Raw genomic sequence first — 13,867 nt, forward strand, 5'->3', positions numbered from 1 at the left:
AAAATAGCTGAAAGCCTTCAGTATCAATCAATAGACCCATTTTATCTCCACCACAGTGAGCGATCGAGCTAAAATTCCCGAATTCATTGACTGTTCGGGGTTTTAGGCATTCACGATCGGCGTCGTGAATAATCCAGGCTAATCACCTAATGAAGCGATACCAGTAGCTAGCATCTCCCAATGTCGAGTCGCTCAAAACACGTCAATTCAATACTTTAGAAACAGTTGCACAAGCCGTTATTACTTAAACCCTACCGTCCCAACTTATTCGGAATCCCCTCACATCCCCCAGGAATGGTTTTGCGCGTTTTAGAACCACCCCAAGCACAGCAATAATAGCGTTGGGTATCCGAGAGACGTTGGACTTTATTAAATTTCACGTTTTCCACCACCGCCCCAGTCCGTTCTCCCGTTTTATAGTCAGGAGATTCCGTGCGACTGCGGGGGGTTGCCGTTTGCACCGTCCCGTAAAATAAGCGAGTTCCTTTGAGGTCGGCCCCGGCTAAATTGGCTTCGTAGAGAATCGCCCGCGCCAGGTTCGCTTTCACCAAATCGCACTGGCTGAGATTAGCCCGCACCAGGTTGGCATCGCTCAACTCCGTCCAACGTAGGTCGTTCCCCGACAAATCCGCCCCGGCAAGCATGACTCCCAAATCGATGACGCGAGTCCCGGAGGCGCGGTCTTCAGCGTAGCCTCCCCGACCGTCGAGGATGGGTCGTCCCAGGAGTCGATCGCGCCGTAAAGGGGTCAGGAGTTTGGATTGGGAAAGAAAGCGAATGATTTTGGCCTTACCCACCGCATTGACACTGCTGAGAATGGCGGCAGTGCGTCCTTCGGCGATCGCCCGTTCTTGGGGCCAATCTTCGAGCAATCCTTCATCGTTGAGGGCCAGATCGGAAACCCCTTGAAAGTAAGCGTCGATGGTTTGCTGTTGGGTAATTCGGTTTTGCTGGATGGTTAAATCTTTAGAGATGACGTACTGCTGCCACGCCACGTACACCGCTAGCAGCGCAATCAAAATTTGCCCCAACGCACCGACAATCTCTCCCACCGCCCCCACCGCATCCCAATTAATTTGAATCGCGCGAGTTCCCTGCTGGTTAGAACCGCTCAGCATCAGCAACCCGATCCCCGATGCCATAATCCCCAAACTTGCAGCAATCAGCGATCGCCAGGGGGCTGGAACCAGTTGCGTCCACAAACTGCTCCAGTTGGGCAAAATAATACTCACAGAAACTAAAAGAGCCGCAAAAGCCCCCACCAGTCCCATCCACAGGCGATCGATAGCCAATCCCAAAATCATCAATCCGATCGCCCCGACAATAATCCATCCCAGGTTCAGTTGGGATAACAAAAAACGACTCGGCGAAAAATCAAGTTGCGTGCCGGATTTGATGTCGCGGTTGGGAGCCATCTCCGGCAGCGGTGCGCTGGGCTCTTCAATCGACACCTCAGCTTGATATCCGTTGGTCAGTGGGGCGAGGTTATCTTTTTCGTCAAAGGGATTGGCCACCCAGTTTTGGTCTTCCGAGGACTCGTTCGTAGCAGAGTTGCCATTTGCAGATGCAGAACTCGCCTTGTTTTCCGGAGATGGGGGGGAGGTGGTCATCTTGGTGCGCTCGCAGCATGGAGGGATGTAGACAAAAGCCTCTCAATTTTGGAGAGTCCCGGGTTACTTTCGATCGAACGTTGTGAGCGATCGAAGATCTTTGACCGAATGTTTAACGCAATGGTATCAAAGCGCTTGTGCCTTCAGCCAAGCGGCGGGCAGGCATAGTAACTTACCCCATTTGGAAACATAAGCCCGTTGGTTGAACACATCGTACTGATTGCGTTCGATGACATCCAAAATTTTGCTGTAACTGAGCAAAGCCGACCAGACGGGTAACCGGGCATCTTGATTCAGACGACCGATACCCGATTGGGCTTGAGCAAAGTACTTGCGCGCCCGACCGATTTGAAACTTCATCAACGCTCGCCATCGATCGTCGATGACTCCGGCAAACAAATCTTCTTCGGTATAGTCAAACAGCGCCAGTTCGTCGAGGGGTAGATAGATGCGACCCCGACGGGCATCTTCTCCCACATCTCGCAAAATATTCGTCAGTTGGTTGGCAATCCCCAGGGCGATTGCTTCTTGGGTGGGGTGTTTGGTGTCTTCTTCTGTTGCCCAAGGGGCGATCGAGGGTGACGATGCCGCACCCATGACTGACTCGGACATCAACCCCACCGTTCCCGCCACGCGATAACAGTAGAGGTTGAGTTCTTCAAAGGTTTGGTAGCGGCTGCGATATAAATCCATCCGCTGACCGGCAATCATATCTCGAAACGGCTCGATATCGATGGGAAAGCGTTCCAAGGTATCGACGAGAGCAACATCGACATCATCTTGGGGGCGACCGGCAAAAATCTCTTCAAGCTGTCGTTCCCATCCATCGAGGGTTTCGGGGGTGGTTTCGCTGGCTTTCGGACCGTCTACGAGTTCGTCAGTTTGCCGACACCAAACGTAGATTGCCCAGATTGCTTTTCGTTTAGCTTCGGGCATGAGCTGGGTACCCAAATAAAAGGTTTTGGAGTACTTAGCGGTGATCTGACGACAAACCTCGTAGGCCTCCTCTAGTGAAACCAGCATTTTGACCTTGGGCGATAACTTAGGCAGTTGCAGCATTCGTTGCCGAGGGAGTATTAATGGTTGGAGCAGTGGTAGCCGAACTCAGATGGGGGTTGGCGTTGGCGATCGCTTGCGCTGTTAGCTTACCAGACAGTACAGCACCTTCCATGCTGGCAAGGTATTGCTGCATGGTATAGTCCCCAGTGAGATAAAAATTAGAAATTGGGGTCACTTGGGAGGGACGGCACTGCTGGCGACCGGGTGTAGCCTTGTAGACCGATCGAGGAGTCTTGACCACATGCGATTTTATCAGTTTTGCGGGCTGTTCTCCGTCAAAATCTTGGGGAAATAGCTTTTTGAGTTCCTCCAAGGTGGCCGCGACGATGTCTTCGTCGGACTTGGAAATCCAGTCTTTGGCGGGGGCTAGCACCAATTCCAACATCGAGCGATCGGGATTTTCGTAGGCTCGACAGGTATTGCTCATATCCGCATAAACACTCAATAAGGGAGAGCGGGAAAAGAGCAAGTGGTCGATATCGGTGAGCTTGCGATCGAACCACAAATGCAAATTAATCACCGGAACCCCTTCGAGTCCGTTGAGTTGTTTGAAGTAGTCTTGTTCTCGCCACGATGGGGGGAGAATCGTTTTCAGGGGATCCACCGGCATCGCCGACACGTACAAATCCGCCGTCAGTTCTTCATCGGGCGCACCGTCGAGACCCCGCAGCAAGAACTGGCGCACCGTACCATCTTCGTTGAGTTGAATCTCTTTGAGGGGTGCGTTTAAGCGAACTTCGCCACCGCGTTCGGTAATGTAGTCAACCATGGGCTGACACAATCGCTCCGTGGGGGAACCATCGAGAAAGGCCATTTTCGAGCCATTTTTCTCTTGCAAAAAACGATTGAGTGCCGTGAGAACCACCGTCGCCGAAATTTCATCGGGGTCGATAAAATTAAGCGCTTTCGACATGGCGATAAACACTTCTTTTTCCACCCGAGGGGGAACATTTTGCCGCTTGAGCCACTCTGCAAAAGAGTACCGATCCATTTCCTCAACGTATTTTTGACCGTTGAGAATCGCGGGAATCAAGCCAATGCCAAAGCGAATTTTCTCAGGCCACGTCAGCATATCGTTGTTTCGCAGAATCGCGACGATGCCGTTCGCGGGGGCCGGTAAGTCGGGGAAATCGAAGCGAGAATAAGTTCCCGGCTTTTCCGGCTGATTGAAGATCATCGTATGCTCTTTCCATTGCAGGCGATCTTCAATATCTAGCTCTTTAAAGAGTTGGAGCATATTGGGATACGCTCCGAAGAAAATATGCAAGCCGGTTTCGTACCAGTCGCCATCTTCATCTTGCCAAGCTGCAACCTTACCCCCGAGAACATCTCTACGCTCTAATACGACAGGAGTATGCCCCAAATCCGTAAGATACTTCGCGCACGAAAGTCCTGCCAGGCCTGCCCCTGCGATCGCTACTTTCATGTAAGTTTGTTACCTTGAATCTTGAAAATTTTCACTTTTCTCATTATACGTTGCATTTTGTTACATTTAGCAACGTCTTTAGCGATCGCCCGAAAGAATTGTTTGGGTGATGGGGAGAATCAAAGGAGTTTGACTTCGGAGTCAGTGGGTCGTTCGATCTCTTCCTCGTCTTCGAGTTGCTCCCAACCTCACCTCCGTAACAACGGGCGTGTCACCCCCAATGCAGAATGCCCGAACTCGAACAAAGATCGCGATAAAACCCTGAAAAATGACCTCAACATCCTCGAATATCCTTTAAAATCGATCGAACTTAGGGAAGGGGTCTCACCGATTGTATCCGGTGGCCATGACACTCTCCCACGAGCTGATGTCAAATCGCCAACGCTTTTCCTAGAAATCATTGATGATTGATAGCATCAAATAAAGTAGATACCATGCAGCCTCCGACTATGAACCCTCCCGCCGGATCCCCTAAAGAACTCAGTGCCCTCAAAGCGCATTTTTTTACCTTAATGTCTCACGAGTTCCGAACTTCTCTGAATACAATTTTGATGTCCGTCGAACTCTTAGAGGGTGAAGATTATCCCGGCAGCGAGGAAGAACGCGCCCATTACCGGCAGCAAATTAAAGTGGCCGCAGAACACATGAGAAACTTGCTCAATGAAGCCCTCGATAACTTTCGACCCGATCGAGATGAGGAGTGAGCGCAGGTTAACCGGCACCATTCGCGCAAAATCAAATCGATCGAGGACAACTCCATGGCTGCCGCTCTCCATGTTGGTTGCACTTTTATGGCTGAGTGGATGTGGTGAACCTAAACCGAAGCGATCCACATCTGCCTCATCGAATCCCAGCTTCTCCTCCACGAACGTCAACGCCACCACCCCAGTCTCCCCCCGATCGAGTCCCGACATTGGCGAGGTTGGGGTTGATTTCTCCAAAATTATCGGTACATCGGAAACGACTTGGCTACCGATAGCGATCGCCGATTTGGGTTTGGAAAGCGATATGACCCCAGAAGCCGTAGGCGAGCGAATTCCCGGAGGAGAACGAGTCTCGAATTTCGGAGACTCCGATGAGTTTGTCGTCAGCGAAGTGAGCGTTGAGGAGCTTCAGGGCATCGAAAAATATAAGTTCACCTTTCAAAAAGATGCAGACTCCGGTCAGCACGGACTCGCCAGCGTCACCCTAGTGTTCGCACCCGCTCTCAAAGCCAAGCTCTCTTACGCACAACTTGCCCAAATTATCAGTCGCAAATATGGAGAACTCGAACCCGAAAAGCTCGACAGAGAAGAAGCATTTTGGTTCGGACCGGGTTTTACGGCGGCGCACCTCATCGATCGAGGGACGGATTTTGACGGCTACGAGTTAGAGGTGATGATGCCCGATTAAGAGCGAATCCGCTTGAATCTATTATCTCGGAGGCTTTGGGAGGCTTCAGAAGGCAGGGGAGGCAACGGAAACTTGGGGAGAAACGGGAGAAACGGGGGAAGAATACTGGTGACGCTCAGACTGTCCTCACCTCACTGAATGCAGCTATATGAATTGTCTGCGGCGTCGAAGCGTTAAAATTGAATCTAGATCGAAATTCAACATGGAGGTGGTGATGGTTCTCATTTCTAAAATCTCGATCGAGCAGGAAGATCCCCCCCGTTCTCCCAAAGAAACCCTGCCGACGATGTACGATTTGCCCAGCGAAGACCCCCAGGAGCCTGGGATGCCTGACGAATTTCACGACCTCCAACCTCAACTCCTAAGCCGCACCTTTCAACTGGCAAACTACAGCCGCGAAAACTGCTTCAGCGCCTCTGACCTGAATTTGTACTACGATGTCACTCATCCCTTGTGGTACAAGCGTCCGGATTGGTTTCTGGCGGTCAATGTACCCCGCCTCTACGACGGAACGGATTTACGACGCAGCTACGTCGTTTGGCAGGAAAGACACAATCCGAATGTGGTAGTGGAGTTTTTATCGCCGGGAACGGAAGGGGAAGACTTAGGACGCTTTGCACGAACGACATCTGAAGAATCCGCAACTATTGCAACGACAGAACCCAACCCCCAGCAGCCACCAGGTAAATTGGAGATTTACGAGCAGTACCTGCGGGTTCCCCACTACATCGTCTACAGCCGCTACACGCAATAGTTGCGCTATTTCAAGCTCGATGGGGGAGTTTACCAAGAACAACCCCTCCAACCGGAAAATCCGCGCGTTTGGTTGGCGGATTTAGAAATCGGTTTGGGGATTTGGGATGGGGGATTTGAGGATGTACCCAGTCATTGGTTGCGTTGGTGCGATGCTGAAGGCAACTGGTTACTGACTGATACGGAACGAGAACGGTTAGAAAAAGAACAAGCACAAGCTCAACTGCGTCAAGCTGCCCGAAATCTTTTGGCAACGGGGATGGAGGTGAGTCAGGTTGCCCAGATGTTGGGGTTATCGGCACAGCAAGTTCGGGAGTCCGCCCAATAAGCGATCGCGCCTCACCTCACTCCTGAAAGCTGGCGAGCTTGCTGTATCCAAAGCGTCACTTCCTCCGGTCCCGGACAAAGGTCTTGGCGTTGTAGGGTAGCCACCTGAAAGCGGCGAATGTGGGGGTGAAGTCGGTGGACGGAGAGTTGAGCGAGTTGGGCGACCGTTGCCACTCCACAGTGGAGAAGTAAACCGCAATACTCGATACCGACATTGGGAACGCGCGCTAAATCCGCCATTGCAACCCATTTTTGAATTTGTTGGACGCGCAACTGCAAGCGAATCGCTAAAGCCTGTTGCTTGGCCCGATGGCTGGCACGTTGCAAAAGCTGGTGAGTGGTGAGAATCTCGCAGGCGATCAGCTTTTGGCTATCGATATCGCTCAATCCCGGTAATTGTTCGATCGGCCAATCTCTCGAACGAAAGCGATCGGATTTTTTCGAGGGTTTTTTTGAGGGTTTCGTGGGGGGTTTCGTGGGGCGAGTTGCGGACATTAATCTTCCTCCGTTGAGACGATCGTCGAAATGCAGGCTCGAACCGTACGATTAACACGATTAGAATGTCCAATTTTTTCAGTATGGCGCACTCTCTGGCTCGTCTTCGGACAACCTCTCCGTGTGTTTACAAGTATTTACAAAATACGCCCCGTGTAGCGCTTAGGGACTTGCAAAGAAATAAAGTACCTGCATCATCCAAAATACGGGGTAGGGGTCAACGGCCGTTGACCCCTGCAATAGGTACACTATTTTTCCGCACATCCCTTAATTGTGAGGTTTTCTCCGCGCCCGCCCTGGCCGTTGCGAGAAATTGAGACCGATCTCAATTTCTCTGACACCCCATGCCTATTGGTGAAAGGTTAAGAAAATTCCTCGTTTGTCAAGCCCCATATTTAGTGTTGCTACTCAACTGATTCTTTAAATCTAGACGGTTTCAGATTCCATACCCAAAACCTCAAACCATTCCCCGTTCCCCGTTCCCTGTTCCCCTTGACAGATGGCACACAAGCTTAACCTTTCACCAATGCCCCATGCCTTTGACTATCCTTCGATCTGAGTCACGACAGTCGCATCGAACTGAGTTTCAAACGCTTCTTTTTTGTAATCTAAACTCCATCGTTCTAACTCGCATAAATCACCGGGAGTCGAGGGTATAAGGGTTAGATGCAATTGTTTGCATTGGGGCATATATTGACACAGAATTTGAGAAACGGCTCCAATTTGACGGCGATCGAGCGCTACAGCCAGCCGGAGTAGTGCGCTGAGTTCTTCCACCATGTGTTGCTGGAGTTTCGGCAGGTTGCTGTAGGATTCGTGCTTTTTCTTGGGTAGACTCTTGCGATGGTAGCGGGCGAGATTGGCAATTAGTTCCACTTCTGTTTCCGTATAGCCGAGGAGTTCGCTATTGCGGATGAGGTAGTAGGAATGTTTGTGGTGGGCGCTATGGCTCACATACAACCCGCAATTGTGCAACACGGCCGCAGCCCAGAGTAACTGCCGTTCTGAGTCCTGCCAGTGGTGGAGTTGATGTTGAGTGCGATCGAACAGTGTTAGGGCAAACTGGGCGACGCGCTGGGCGTATTGGAGGTTGACCTGATATTTTTGGGCGATTTGGAGGGTACTCAGGCGACGCACCGAAGATTGATAGAATAGCCGCTCTTCCACCAAGCCCCGATCGAGCATCCAGTCGACAATCAACCCCTCCCGCAGCGATCGCTCGCACACGCAAATCGACCCAATTCCCAACAGTTCCATCGCCTCCACCAGAATCAACGCCCCGGCGACGATAATTTCCCCCCGGCGTTCGGAGACCCCCGCTACTTGGATGCGCTCTTCGTAGCTGAGTTTGCGCAGCTTTTTGAGGATATCGCGCAAGTCGTCGAGGGACACTTCGTATCCTTGTAACGATTGGGGAATCGTGCCGCTGGTTTGCGCCGCATGAATCTTCGCCAAACATTCGATGGTGCCTGACGTTCCCACCAATCGGGGTTTTTCCCCCGGACGCAAGTACGCTTGCAAATCTTCAACGGGACGCTCTAACAACCCCCGAATGTAAGCGCGCAGGTATTGCAATTCTCGGTGGCTAATGGGGTCGGTGGTCACGAACTGGGCACTCAGGCGCACGGCCCCGACTTTGGTACTGCTGAGGCTGCGGGGTTCGTAGCTATCCCCTAAAATCAGCTCCGTGGAACCGCCACCAATATCGATCGCGATGTGGGGTTGGTTGTTGAGTTCCATCCCCGATAAAATTCCCAGGTAAATGCGGCGTGCTTCTTCCTGACCGGAAATTAAACTCACCTCCAAACCCAATCGAGCTTGAATTTGTTGGAGAAAGTCTCGACCGTTGGGGGCTTCGCGGGTCGCACTGGTGGCGACGGCAACAATTTCGTCCGCGTTACTATGGCGAGCGATTTCTTGAAACCGACCCAGGGCCGCGATCGCCTTTTCCATCACCTCGGGTTTGAGATTGCCCGTTCTCGGATCGCGATCGCCCAGCCGGACGGTCTCTTTTTCGCGAGCGACGATTGTAAATGCCGGTAGGGTCGGTTGAATTTTGACAACCACCATGTGAACGGAGTTGGTGCCTATATCAATCGCTGCCAAAGTGGGTTCGATCGCAAGCGATTGCCCGTTGGGAGACCATTGGGCGGGAAGAGTGGGTACTAAATGAGTCATCGGGCCAGACCTAGTAGCGATATCGCTGTCGGTGTGAGAGGCACGTGAGACTCTGGCTCGGGAATCATCTTGCACGGTGCAATCGATCGCCGTCAAGCTCGCGCCGCAACACCTACGTTCAAGAGTACAACGATGGGGATAATTTTAGGTTTTAGATTTTAGATTTTAGATCGCTCCTCACCTGCTCTATGGTTATCTATTTTCCGTGAAGGAGACCTCGAGAAGGGTGAATGGGAACAAGGAAGAATTTCGCCTCCTCTGCCTCCCGAAGCCTCCCCGGCTTTCCCGACTTCACCCCGCGCGATCGCCCTCGAATAGCCTTCGGGTCACAAAGACTTGCTAGAATCGCGGTGGTGACCCGCTTTTCGATCCCAATTTCCGGTTTTCGATTTCCCGCGCCCAGCGCGATTTAATGACTGCAACTATTGACCGTTCATGATGACCTCGACCGACCAAAATCGCCTGCCCGACGCGCGAGATTTATTTGAAGTTCGCACCAGAATCGTCCAACATACCAATCCTTTGCAAGCCAAAATCTTGGTGTTTTCGGTCGTTTATCGCCCGTTTGATTTCAGCCCCCGAGATTGGTTAGCTTTAAAATCCAAAGAATTTTACGACCTTCTCAAAAATTTGTATGCCAAGTCACCCACGCTGGTAGAACTTGAAGAAAAGCTTTATGAAACAGCCGGAGCGATGTCTCAAGATGGTGATGAAAAAACCTTAGAAACCGCTCGCATGATTTTCAAATATATGCATCGACTTTACGATGATGAAGTTGAAGATGTTTCTGACTCATTAAACTTGAATGATGATGACGACGAAACTCAGCTTTTCGATACCGATGCGACTGAAGTTGAATGGCATCCTCAAAACTCAGAACCGGCGGTTATTTTTCAAGATCGAGAAGATTTAGACGAGTGCGAGCCGGCCCTAGAGTTTGACGGTGGAGATGATACGGCACAAACCATTTCTTATGCTGCGGACAACTACGATTTTCCCGATTCTCAACTCAGCTACGACGACAGCGAAAGTCCATCGCTCGATCGTCGTCCCGATGAGTTGTCCCACAGCTCCTCAACCCTAAATTTGGCTTTAGAAGTCCCGAGCAGCAGTGTAGAGTTCGATCGAGACGGAAATGTGAAAACGCCGTACTCTCAGAAGATGGGAAATGACAATTCTAGCGAGGGGGAAGTTTTGAAGATTGCCGATCTCGTTGCCGATTCCCTCTTCCGAAAAATGAACTTGGCTCAAGAAATTGAAAACGTTGTCAATCAACAAGTCAAAGACTCAACCTTAGCTTTTCAAAATACGCTATCAGAAGTCGAGAGCCGATTAGACGATCGTTTGAGAGAAGAACCCCAATCCGAGCGAGTGTCCCTCAAATACCAAGCGTTACAAAGCCTCACCCAGAAGCTTCAAGGTCATCTGACGATGATTAAAGATATCTTGTCCAAGCAAGAAATGGCATTTGTGTCAACCGCTTTTGAGAATGTCGAAAACGAAACCTCCCCACCCGAAGAATCACCCGAAGATGCTCTTCTAGAAGATAAAGCGGCGAATCTAACCATCGAACCTATCGCCCTAAAGGATTGGATCGTCGAGCTCGATCGAACCTTGAAAATGCGAGAGATTACCACCCTAGCCACTATCAAAAATGGCTGCTTGCATCTTGTCTTTGAATCCGAACGAGAACTCAATCCTCAAAGACTCATCGCATTCGTGAAGAAAAAGATCGTAGACTTAGAAATAAGTACGATCGAGCAAATTCAAATTCACGGGCGCAAACGAGATCGTCAGTCTCTAGATTGGACGGAAGTTGTTTATCCCTAAGATTTGTCCGAATCTCTAAAATCGTCAAACTTTCATTTAAAATCTCATTGATATCGATCGTGAATGCGAACGAATTACTGCAAAGACACGAAGCCGGTGAAATAGATTTTGCCGGGATAAACCTGCGAGGAGTCAACCTCAACGGTATCGAATTGCTCGGGGCAAATCTCAATGGTGCCGATTTACAATCAGCGAGTCTCGTTTTTGCCTATTTGAGTCGGGTTAGCTTGGGAAATGCCAATCTCTCTCACGGAAAATTGAGCGGTATCAATCTATATAAATCGGATTTGCGCCAAGTCAACCTCAGCGACGCCGACTTACATGGGGCGAACTTACAAGGGTCTGACTGTCGCAAGGCAAACCTGGCCTTAGCTAATTTGCTCGATGCGAATTTGAGCAAAGCCGATTTGCGCAATGCGAACCTCAGCGGCGCCTGTCTGCGGGGGGCCTGTTTGCGGGGGGCGAATCTCCGCTATGAAAAGCGAGTGTACGAACCCGTTAACCTGCGGGGGGCGAACTTGCGCAATGCCGACTTGCGGGATCTCAACTTGACCCATGCCGATTTGACGAAAGCCGACTTAACTGGGGCCAACTTGAGCCATTCGAACTTGCGGGGGGCAAAGTTAACCCGAGCCATCTTAAACCAGACGAATTTGAGTAATGCCGTGATGACGCAAGCCAATTTGATGGGGTCAAGTGCGCTCGAAGCTAACTTTAGCGGTGCTTTGGTGGCGAGCGCCAAGTTTAAAGAAGCAAACCTGCAAAAAGCCAACTTGCACTTAGCCAATCTTGCCCGAACGGATTTGAGTCGTGCGGATTTGAGTGGTGCGAATTTAAGGGAGGCGGATTTACTCGAAGTGAATCTCGCTAAAGCCAACCTCTCCCATGCCAACCTCTGCGGGGCGAACTTGTTTGAGGCCGACTTAAGTTTGGCGAATCTCAAAGGTACGAACCTCTCTCGGGCGACGATGCCGGATGGAGAGGTGCATGAGTGAGTGGGGAGGCAGGGGAGAGTGTAATGGATAATTGACAATTGACAATGGGTCAGTTGCAAGGCTAAACCCCCTCACTCTTCTCTATTCCTCCTACGCGCATTTTGCATTTTTAATTTTTAACTCTCTTCCCCATTCCCCTTATCCTTTCAAATATCGATTACATTCTAAAATTTGCCATTATGTTGACTCAGCCGCAATCGGAACCGATTTGGAAAACTGTCATTCGTTTGTTGAGGTGGGATAAGCCAGCCGGACGATTCATCCTGATGATTCCGGCGTTGTGGGCGGTGTTTTTGGCCGCGAGAGGCACGCCACCGCTACCGTTGGTGGGGGTCGTGATTTTGGGATCCCTTGCCACGAGTGCTGCCGGTTGCGTTGTCAACGATTTGTGGGATCGCAATATCGATCCCCAGGTCGATCGCACTCAAAATCGACCTCTGGCCTCCCGCGCGCTGTCGGTGACGACGGGTATTATCGTTGCAGTAATCGCCCTCGGGTGTGCGGCAGTTTTGGCACTGTATCTCAATCGGTTGAGTTTTTTGCTTTGCGTTGCGGCCGTACCGGTGATTATCTGCTATCCTCTAGCCAAACGTTTTTTCCCCGTGCCGCAGCTGGTTTTATCGATCGCCTGGGGATTTGCCGTACTCATTAGCTGGAGTGCGGTGACTGAAAGCCTTGAGGCGGTAACTTGGTGGCTATGGGGCGCGACGGTTCTGTGGACGTTGGGCTTCGATACGGTGTATGCCATGGCCGATCGCGAAGACGATCGCCGGCTCGGGGTCAACTCCAGCGCCCTATTTTTCGGGGATTACGTGGCGATCGCCGTGGGAGTCTTTTTTCTGGGAACGATCGCGATGTTGGCGGTTCTGGGGGTGGAGATGACCTTAGGATGGAGCTTTTGGATTGCCCTTACCCTTTCGGCAATCGCCTGGATGTGGCAGTTTAAACGGTTGATGCCGGCCCAATTGCCTCCTTCCCTCTACGGTGAAATCTTCGGTCAAAATGTTTGGATTGGTTTTGCCATCTTGACCGGGATCGTTTTGGCGTAGGACTCGGAGAACGATAGACAATTGAAAAAAGTCAATTGAGAATCGGCGCTCGATCGTCGGTGGTGAATGACGATTCGTACTTCTCCTCGATTTCCCACACTCCGAACTCTGGATAAAATTATGAATACTTGGCAGGTCAACTCTGAGGTTGTCTATTTATTATCCAAAATTACCGGGCAAGATCTGAATCCGCGATCGATTCGACCCCTCTTCGTTTTTGTCGCAGCGGCGATCGCGGTTTTGCGAGGGGTCATGGTGATGGATAAGGTGGTTGTGGCCGAAGAAGAGGCGCGATTGCTCGATACGTTGGATGTGTTGCTCGATGAAGATGACCAGGTCTACCACCTGACGCAACTGACGATTCGGGGAATCGATCGCGAACAGCTTTTTCTCGACCCCCAGGCATTACTCACCCTCTCTAATCCACTGTCGGTGTCGGCCAAGTTGCTGTTGGTGGCTTTCGGATACGAGATGTCGGCCGCGGATGGCACAATCGATTTTCGCGAACAGATGTACTTACATTCGATCGCCTCTCGATTACAAGTCGAGATGCCGCACCTACAGGCCATCGAAGCCGGATTTACCCAAGAGACGCCACCATCGCCAGAGGGGGTCGAAGAAGTACGGCAGTTGCTGGGGGACGACCGGTTTGAGGAGATCGATCCGATTTTAGTGAAAGCGGCACGGTATATGCGATCGAAGTTGAAAATGTAAGAGTGAATGGGCCATTGTCAATTGTGTCGAGTTCGCTTC

General features: G+C 51.0%; 13 protein-coding genes. 8 read left to right on the forward strand and 5 right to left on the reverse strand.

The features are described 5' to 3' along the window. Positions 1 to 251: 251 nt before the first annotated feature. From AC2215_RS18270 to pds, 3 genes are all read right to left on the reverse strand, one after another. Positions 252 to 1,610 (reverse strand): pentapeptide repeat-containing protein, encoded by a 1,359-nt coding sequence (locus AC2215_RS18270; protein WP_486811433.1) that lies wholly within the window; start codon positions 1,608 to 1,610, stop codon positions 252 to 254. Positions 1,611 to 1,736: 126 nt separating this feature from the next. Further along, the gene (gene crtB, locus AC2215_RS18275; RefSeq protein ID WP_486811434.1) at positions 1,737 to 2,669 is read right to left on the reverse strand and encodes a 15-cis-phytoene synthase CrtB; all 933 of its coding nucleotides are present in this window, start codon (positions 2,667 to 2,669) and stop codon (positions 1,737 to 1,739) included. Continuing rightward, entirely contained in the window at positions 2,653 to 4,095 is a 1,443-nt protein-coding gene (gene pds, locus AC2215_RS18280; RefSeq protein WP_486811435.1) for a 15-cis-phytoene desaturase, read from the reverse strand. Before pds ends, crtB begins: the two co-directional genes overlap by 17 nt. Positions 4,096 to 4,529: 434 nt before the next feature. Between pds and AC2215_RS18285 the strand changes: the two genes are divergently transcribed. The 4 genes from AC2215_RS18285 (at position 4,530) to AC2215_RS18300 (ending at position 6,568) form a co-directional block, all read left to right on the forward strand. Further along, on the forward strand, positions 4,530 to 4,799 hold the full coding sequence (locus AC2215_RS18285; RefSeq protein ID WP_486811436.1) for a histidine kinase dimerization/phospho-acceptor domain-containing protein: 270 nt from the start codon (positions 4,530 to 4,532) through the stop codon (positions 4,797 to 4,799). 70 nt (positions 4,800 to 4,869) lie between these two features. After that, entirely contained in the window at positions 4,870 to 5,487 is a 618-nt protein-coding gene (locus AC2215_RS18290; RefSeq protein WP_486811437.1) for a hypothetical protein, read from the forward strand. Positions 5,488 to 5,701: 214 nt separating this feature from the next. Next, the gene (locus AC2215_RS18295; RefSeq protein ID WP_486811438.1) at positions 5,702 to 6,241 is read left to right on the forward strand and encodes a Uma2 family endonuclease; all 540 of its coding nucleotides are present in this window, start codon (positions 5,702 to 5,704) and stop codon (positions 6,239 to 6,241) included. Further along, a complete protein-coding gene (locus AC2215_RS18300; RefSeq protein ID WP_486811439.1) occupies positions 6,242 to 6,568 on the forward strand; it encodes a hypothetical protein in 327 nt (108 codons plus the stop codon). 11 nt (positions 6,569 to 6,579) lie between these two features. On the opposite strand, the gene AC2215_RS18305 is transcribed toward AC2215_RS18300, so the two are convergent. Then, positions 6,580 to 7,062 (reverse strand): DUF4332 domain-containing protein, encoded by a 483-nt coding sequence (locus AC2215_RS18305; protein WP_486811440.1) that lies wholly within the window; start codon positions 7,060 to 7,062, stop codon positions 6,580 to 6,582. Between the two features lie 543 nt (positions 7,063 to 7,605). Then, positions 7,606 to 9,240, reverse strand: coding sequence for a Ppx/GppA phosphatase family protein (locus tag AC2215_RS18310; protein WP_486811441.1), 1,635 nt, complete (start codon positions 9,238 to 9,240; stop codon positions 7,606 to 7,608). A 435-nt stretch (positions 9,241 to 9,675) separates the two neighbouring features. Here AC2215_RS18310 and AC2215_RS18315 point away from each other — a divergent pair, with 435 nt between their 5' ends. The 4 genes from AC2215_RS18315 to AC2215_RS18330 all read left to right on the forward strand — a co-directional run bounded on the left by AC2215_RS18315 (position 9,676) and on the right by AC2215_RS18330 (position 13,828). Further along, positions 9,676 to 11,070 carry a hypothetical protein gene (locus AC2215_RS18315; protein ID WP_486811442.1) on the forward strand — a complete coding sequence of 465 codons (1,395 nt, stop codon included), beginning with the start codon at positions 9,676 to 9,678 and terminating at the stop codon, positions 11,068 to 11,070. A 59-nt stretch (positions 11,071 to 11,129) separates the two neighbouring features. Further along, entirely contained in the window at positions 11,130 to 12,065 is a 936-nt protein-coding gene (locus AC2215_RS18320; RefSeq protein ID WP_486811443.1) for a pentapeptide repeat-containing protein, read from the forward strand. A gap of 179 nt (positions 12,066 to 12,244) precedes the next feature. After that, positions 12,245 to 13,114 carry a 4-hydroxybenzoate solanesyltransferase gene (locus AC2215_RS18325; RefSeq protein ID WP_486811444.1) on the forward strand — a complete coding sequence of 290 codons (870 nt, stop codon included), beginning with the start codon at positions 12,245 to 12,247 and terminating at the stop codon, positions 13,112 to 13,114. A 120-nt stretch (positions 13,115 to 13,234) separates the two neighbouring features. Then, positions 13,235 to 13,828 carry a TerB family tellurite resistance protein gene (locus AC2215_RS18330; RefSeq protein WP_486811445.1) on the forward strand — a complete coding sequence of 198 codons (594 nt, stop codon included), beginning with the start codon at positions 13,235 to 13,237 and terminating at the stop codon, positions 13,826 to 13,828. The last annotated feature ends 39 nt before the right edge of the window (positions 13,829 to 13,867 follow it).

The organism is Zarconia sp., from assembly GCF_057467645.1.

What these genes read in the sequence shown, in the direction of transcription:
- AC2215_RS18325 (WP_486811444.1), top strand. Translation starts at nt 12,245, where the DNA reads ATGTTGACTCAGCCGCAATCGGAACCGATTTGGAAAACTGTCATTCGT.
- AC2215_RS18310 (WP_486811441.1), bottom strand. Translation starts at nt 9,240, where the DNA reads ATGACTCATTTAGTACCCACTCTTCCCGCCCAATGGTCTCCCAACGGG.
- crtB (WP_486811434.1), bottom strand. Translation starts at nt 2,669, where the DNA reads ATGCTGCAACTGCCTAAGTTATCGCCCAAGGTCAAAATGCTGGTTTCA.
- AC2215_RS18270 (WP_486811433.1), bottom strand. Translation starts at nt 1,610, where the DNA reads ATGACCACCTCCCCCCCATCTCCGGAAAACAAGGCGAGTTCTGCATCT.
- AC2215_RS18295 (WP_486811438.1), top strand. Translation starts at nt 5,702, where the DNA reads ATGGTTCTCATTTCTAAAATCTCGATCGAGCAGGAAGATCCCCCCCGT.
- AC2215_RS18330 (WP_486811445.1), top strand. Translation starts at nt 13,235, where the DNA reads ATGAATACTTGGCAGGTCAACTCTGAGGTTGTCTATTTATTATCCAAA.
- pds (WP_486811435.1), bottom strand. Translation starts at nt 4,095, where the DNA reads ATGAAAGTAGCGATCGCAGGGGCAGGCCTGGCAGGACTTTCGTGCGCG.
- AC2215_RS18285 (WP_486811436.1), top strand. Translation starts at nt 4,530, where the DNA reads ATGCAGCCTCCGACTATGAACCCTCCCGCCGGATCCCCTAAAGAACTC.
- AC2215_RS18290 (WP_486811437.1), top strand. Translation starts at nt 4,870, where the DNA reads ATGTTGGTTGCACTTTTATGGCTGAGTGGATGTGGTGAACCTAAACCG.
- AC2215_RS18305 (WP_486811440.1), bottom strand. Translation starts at nt 7,062, where the DNA reads ATGTCCGCAACTCGCCCCACGAAACCCCCCACGAAACCCTCAAAAAAA.
- AC2215_RS18315 (WP_486811442.1), top strand. Translation starts at nt 9,676, where the DNA reads ATGATGACCTCGACCGACCAAAATCGCCTGCCCGACGCGCGAGATTTA.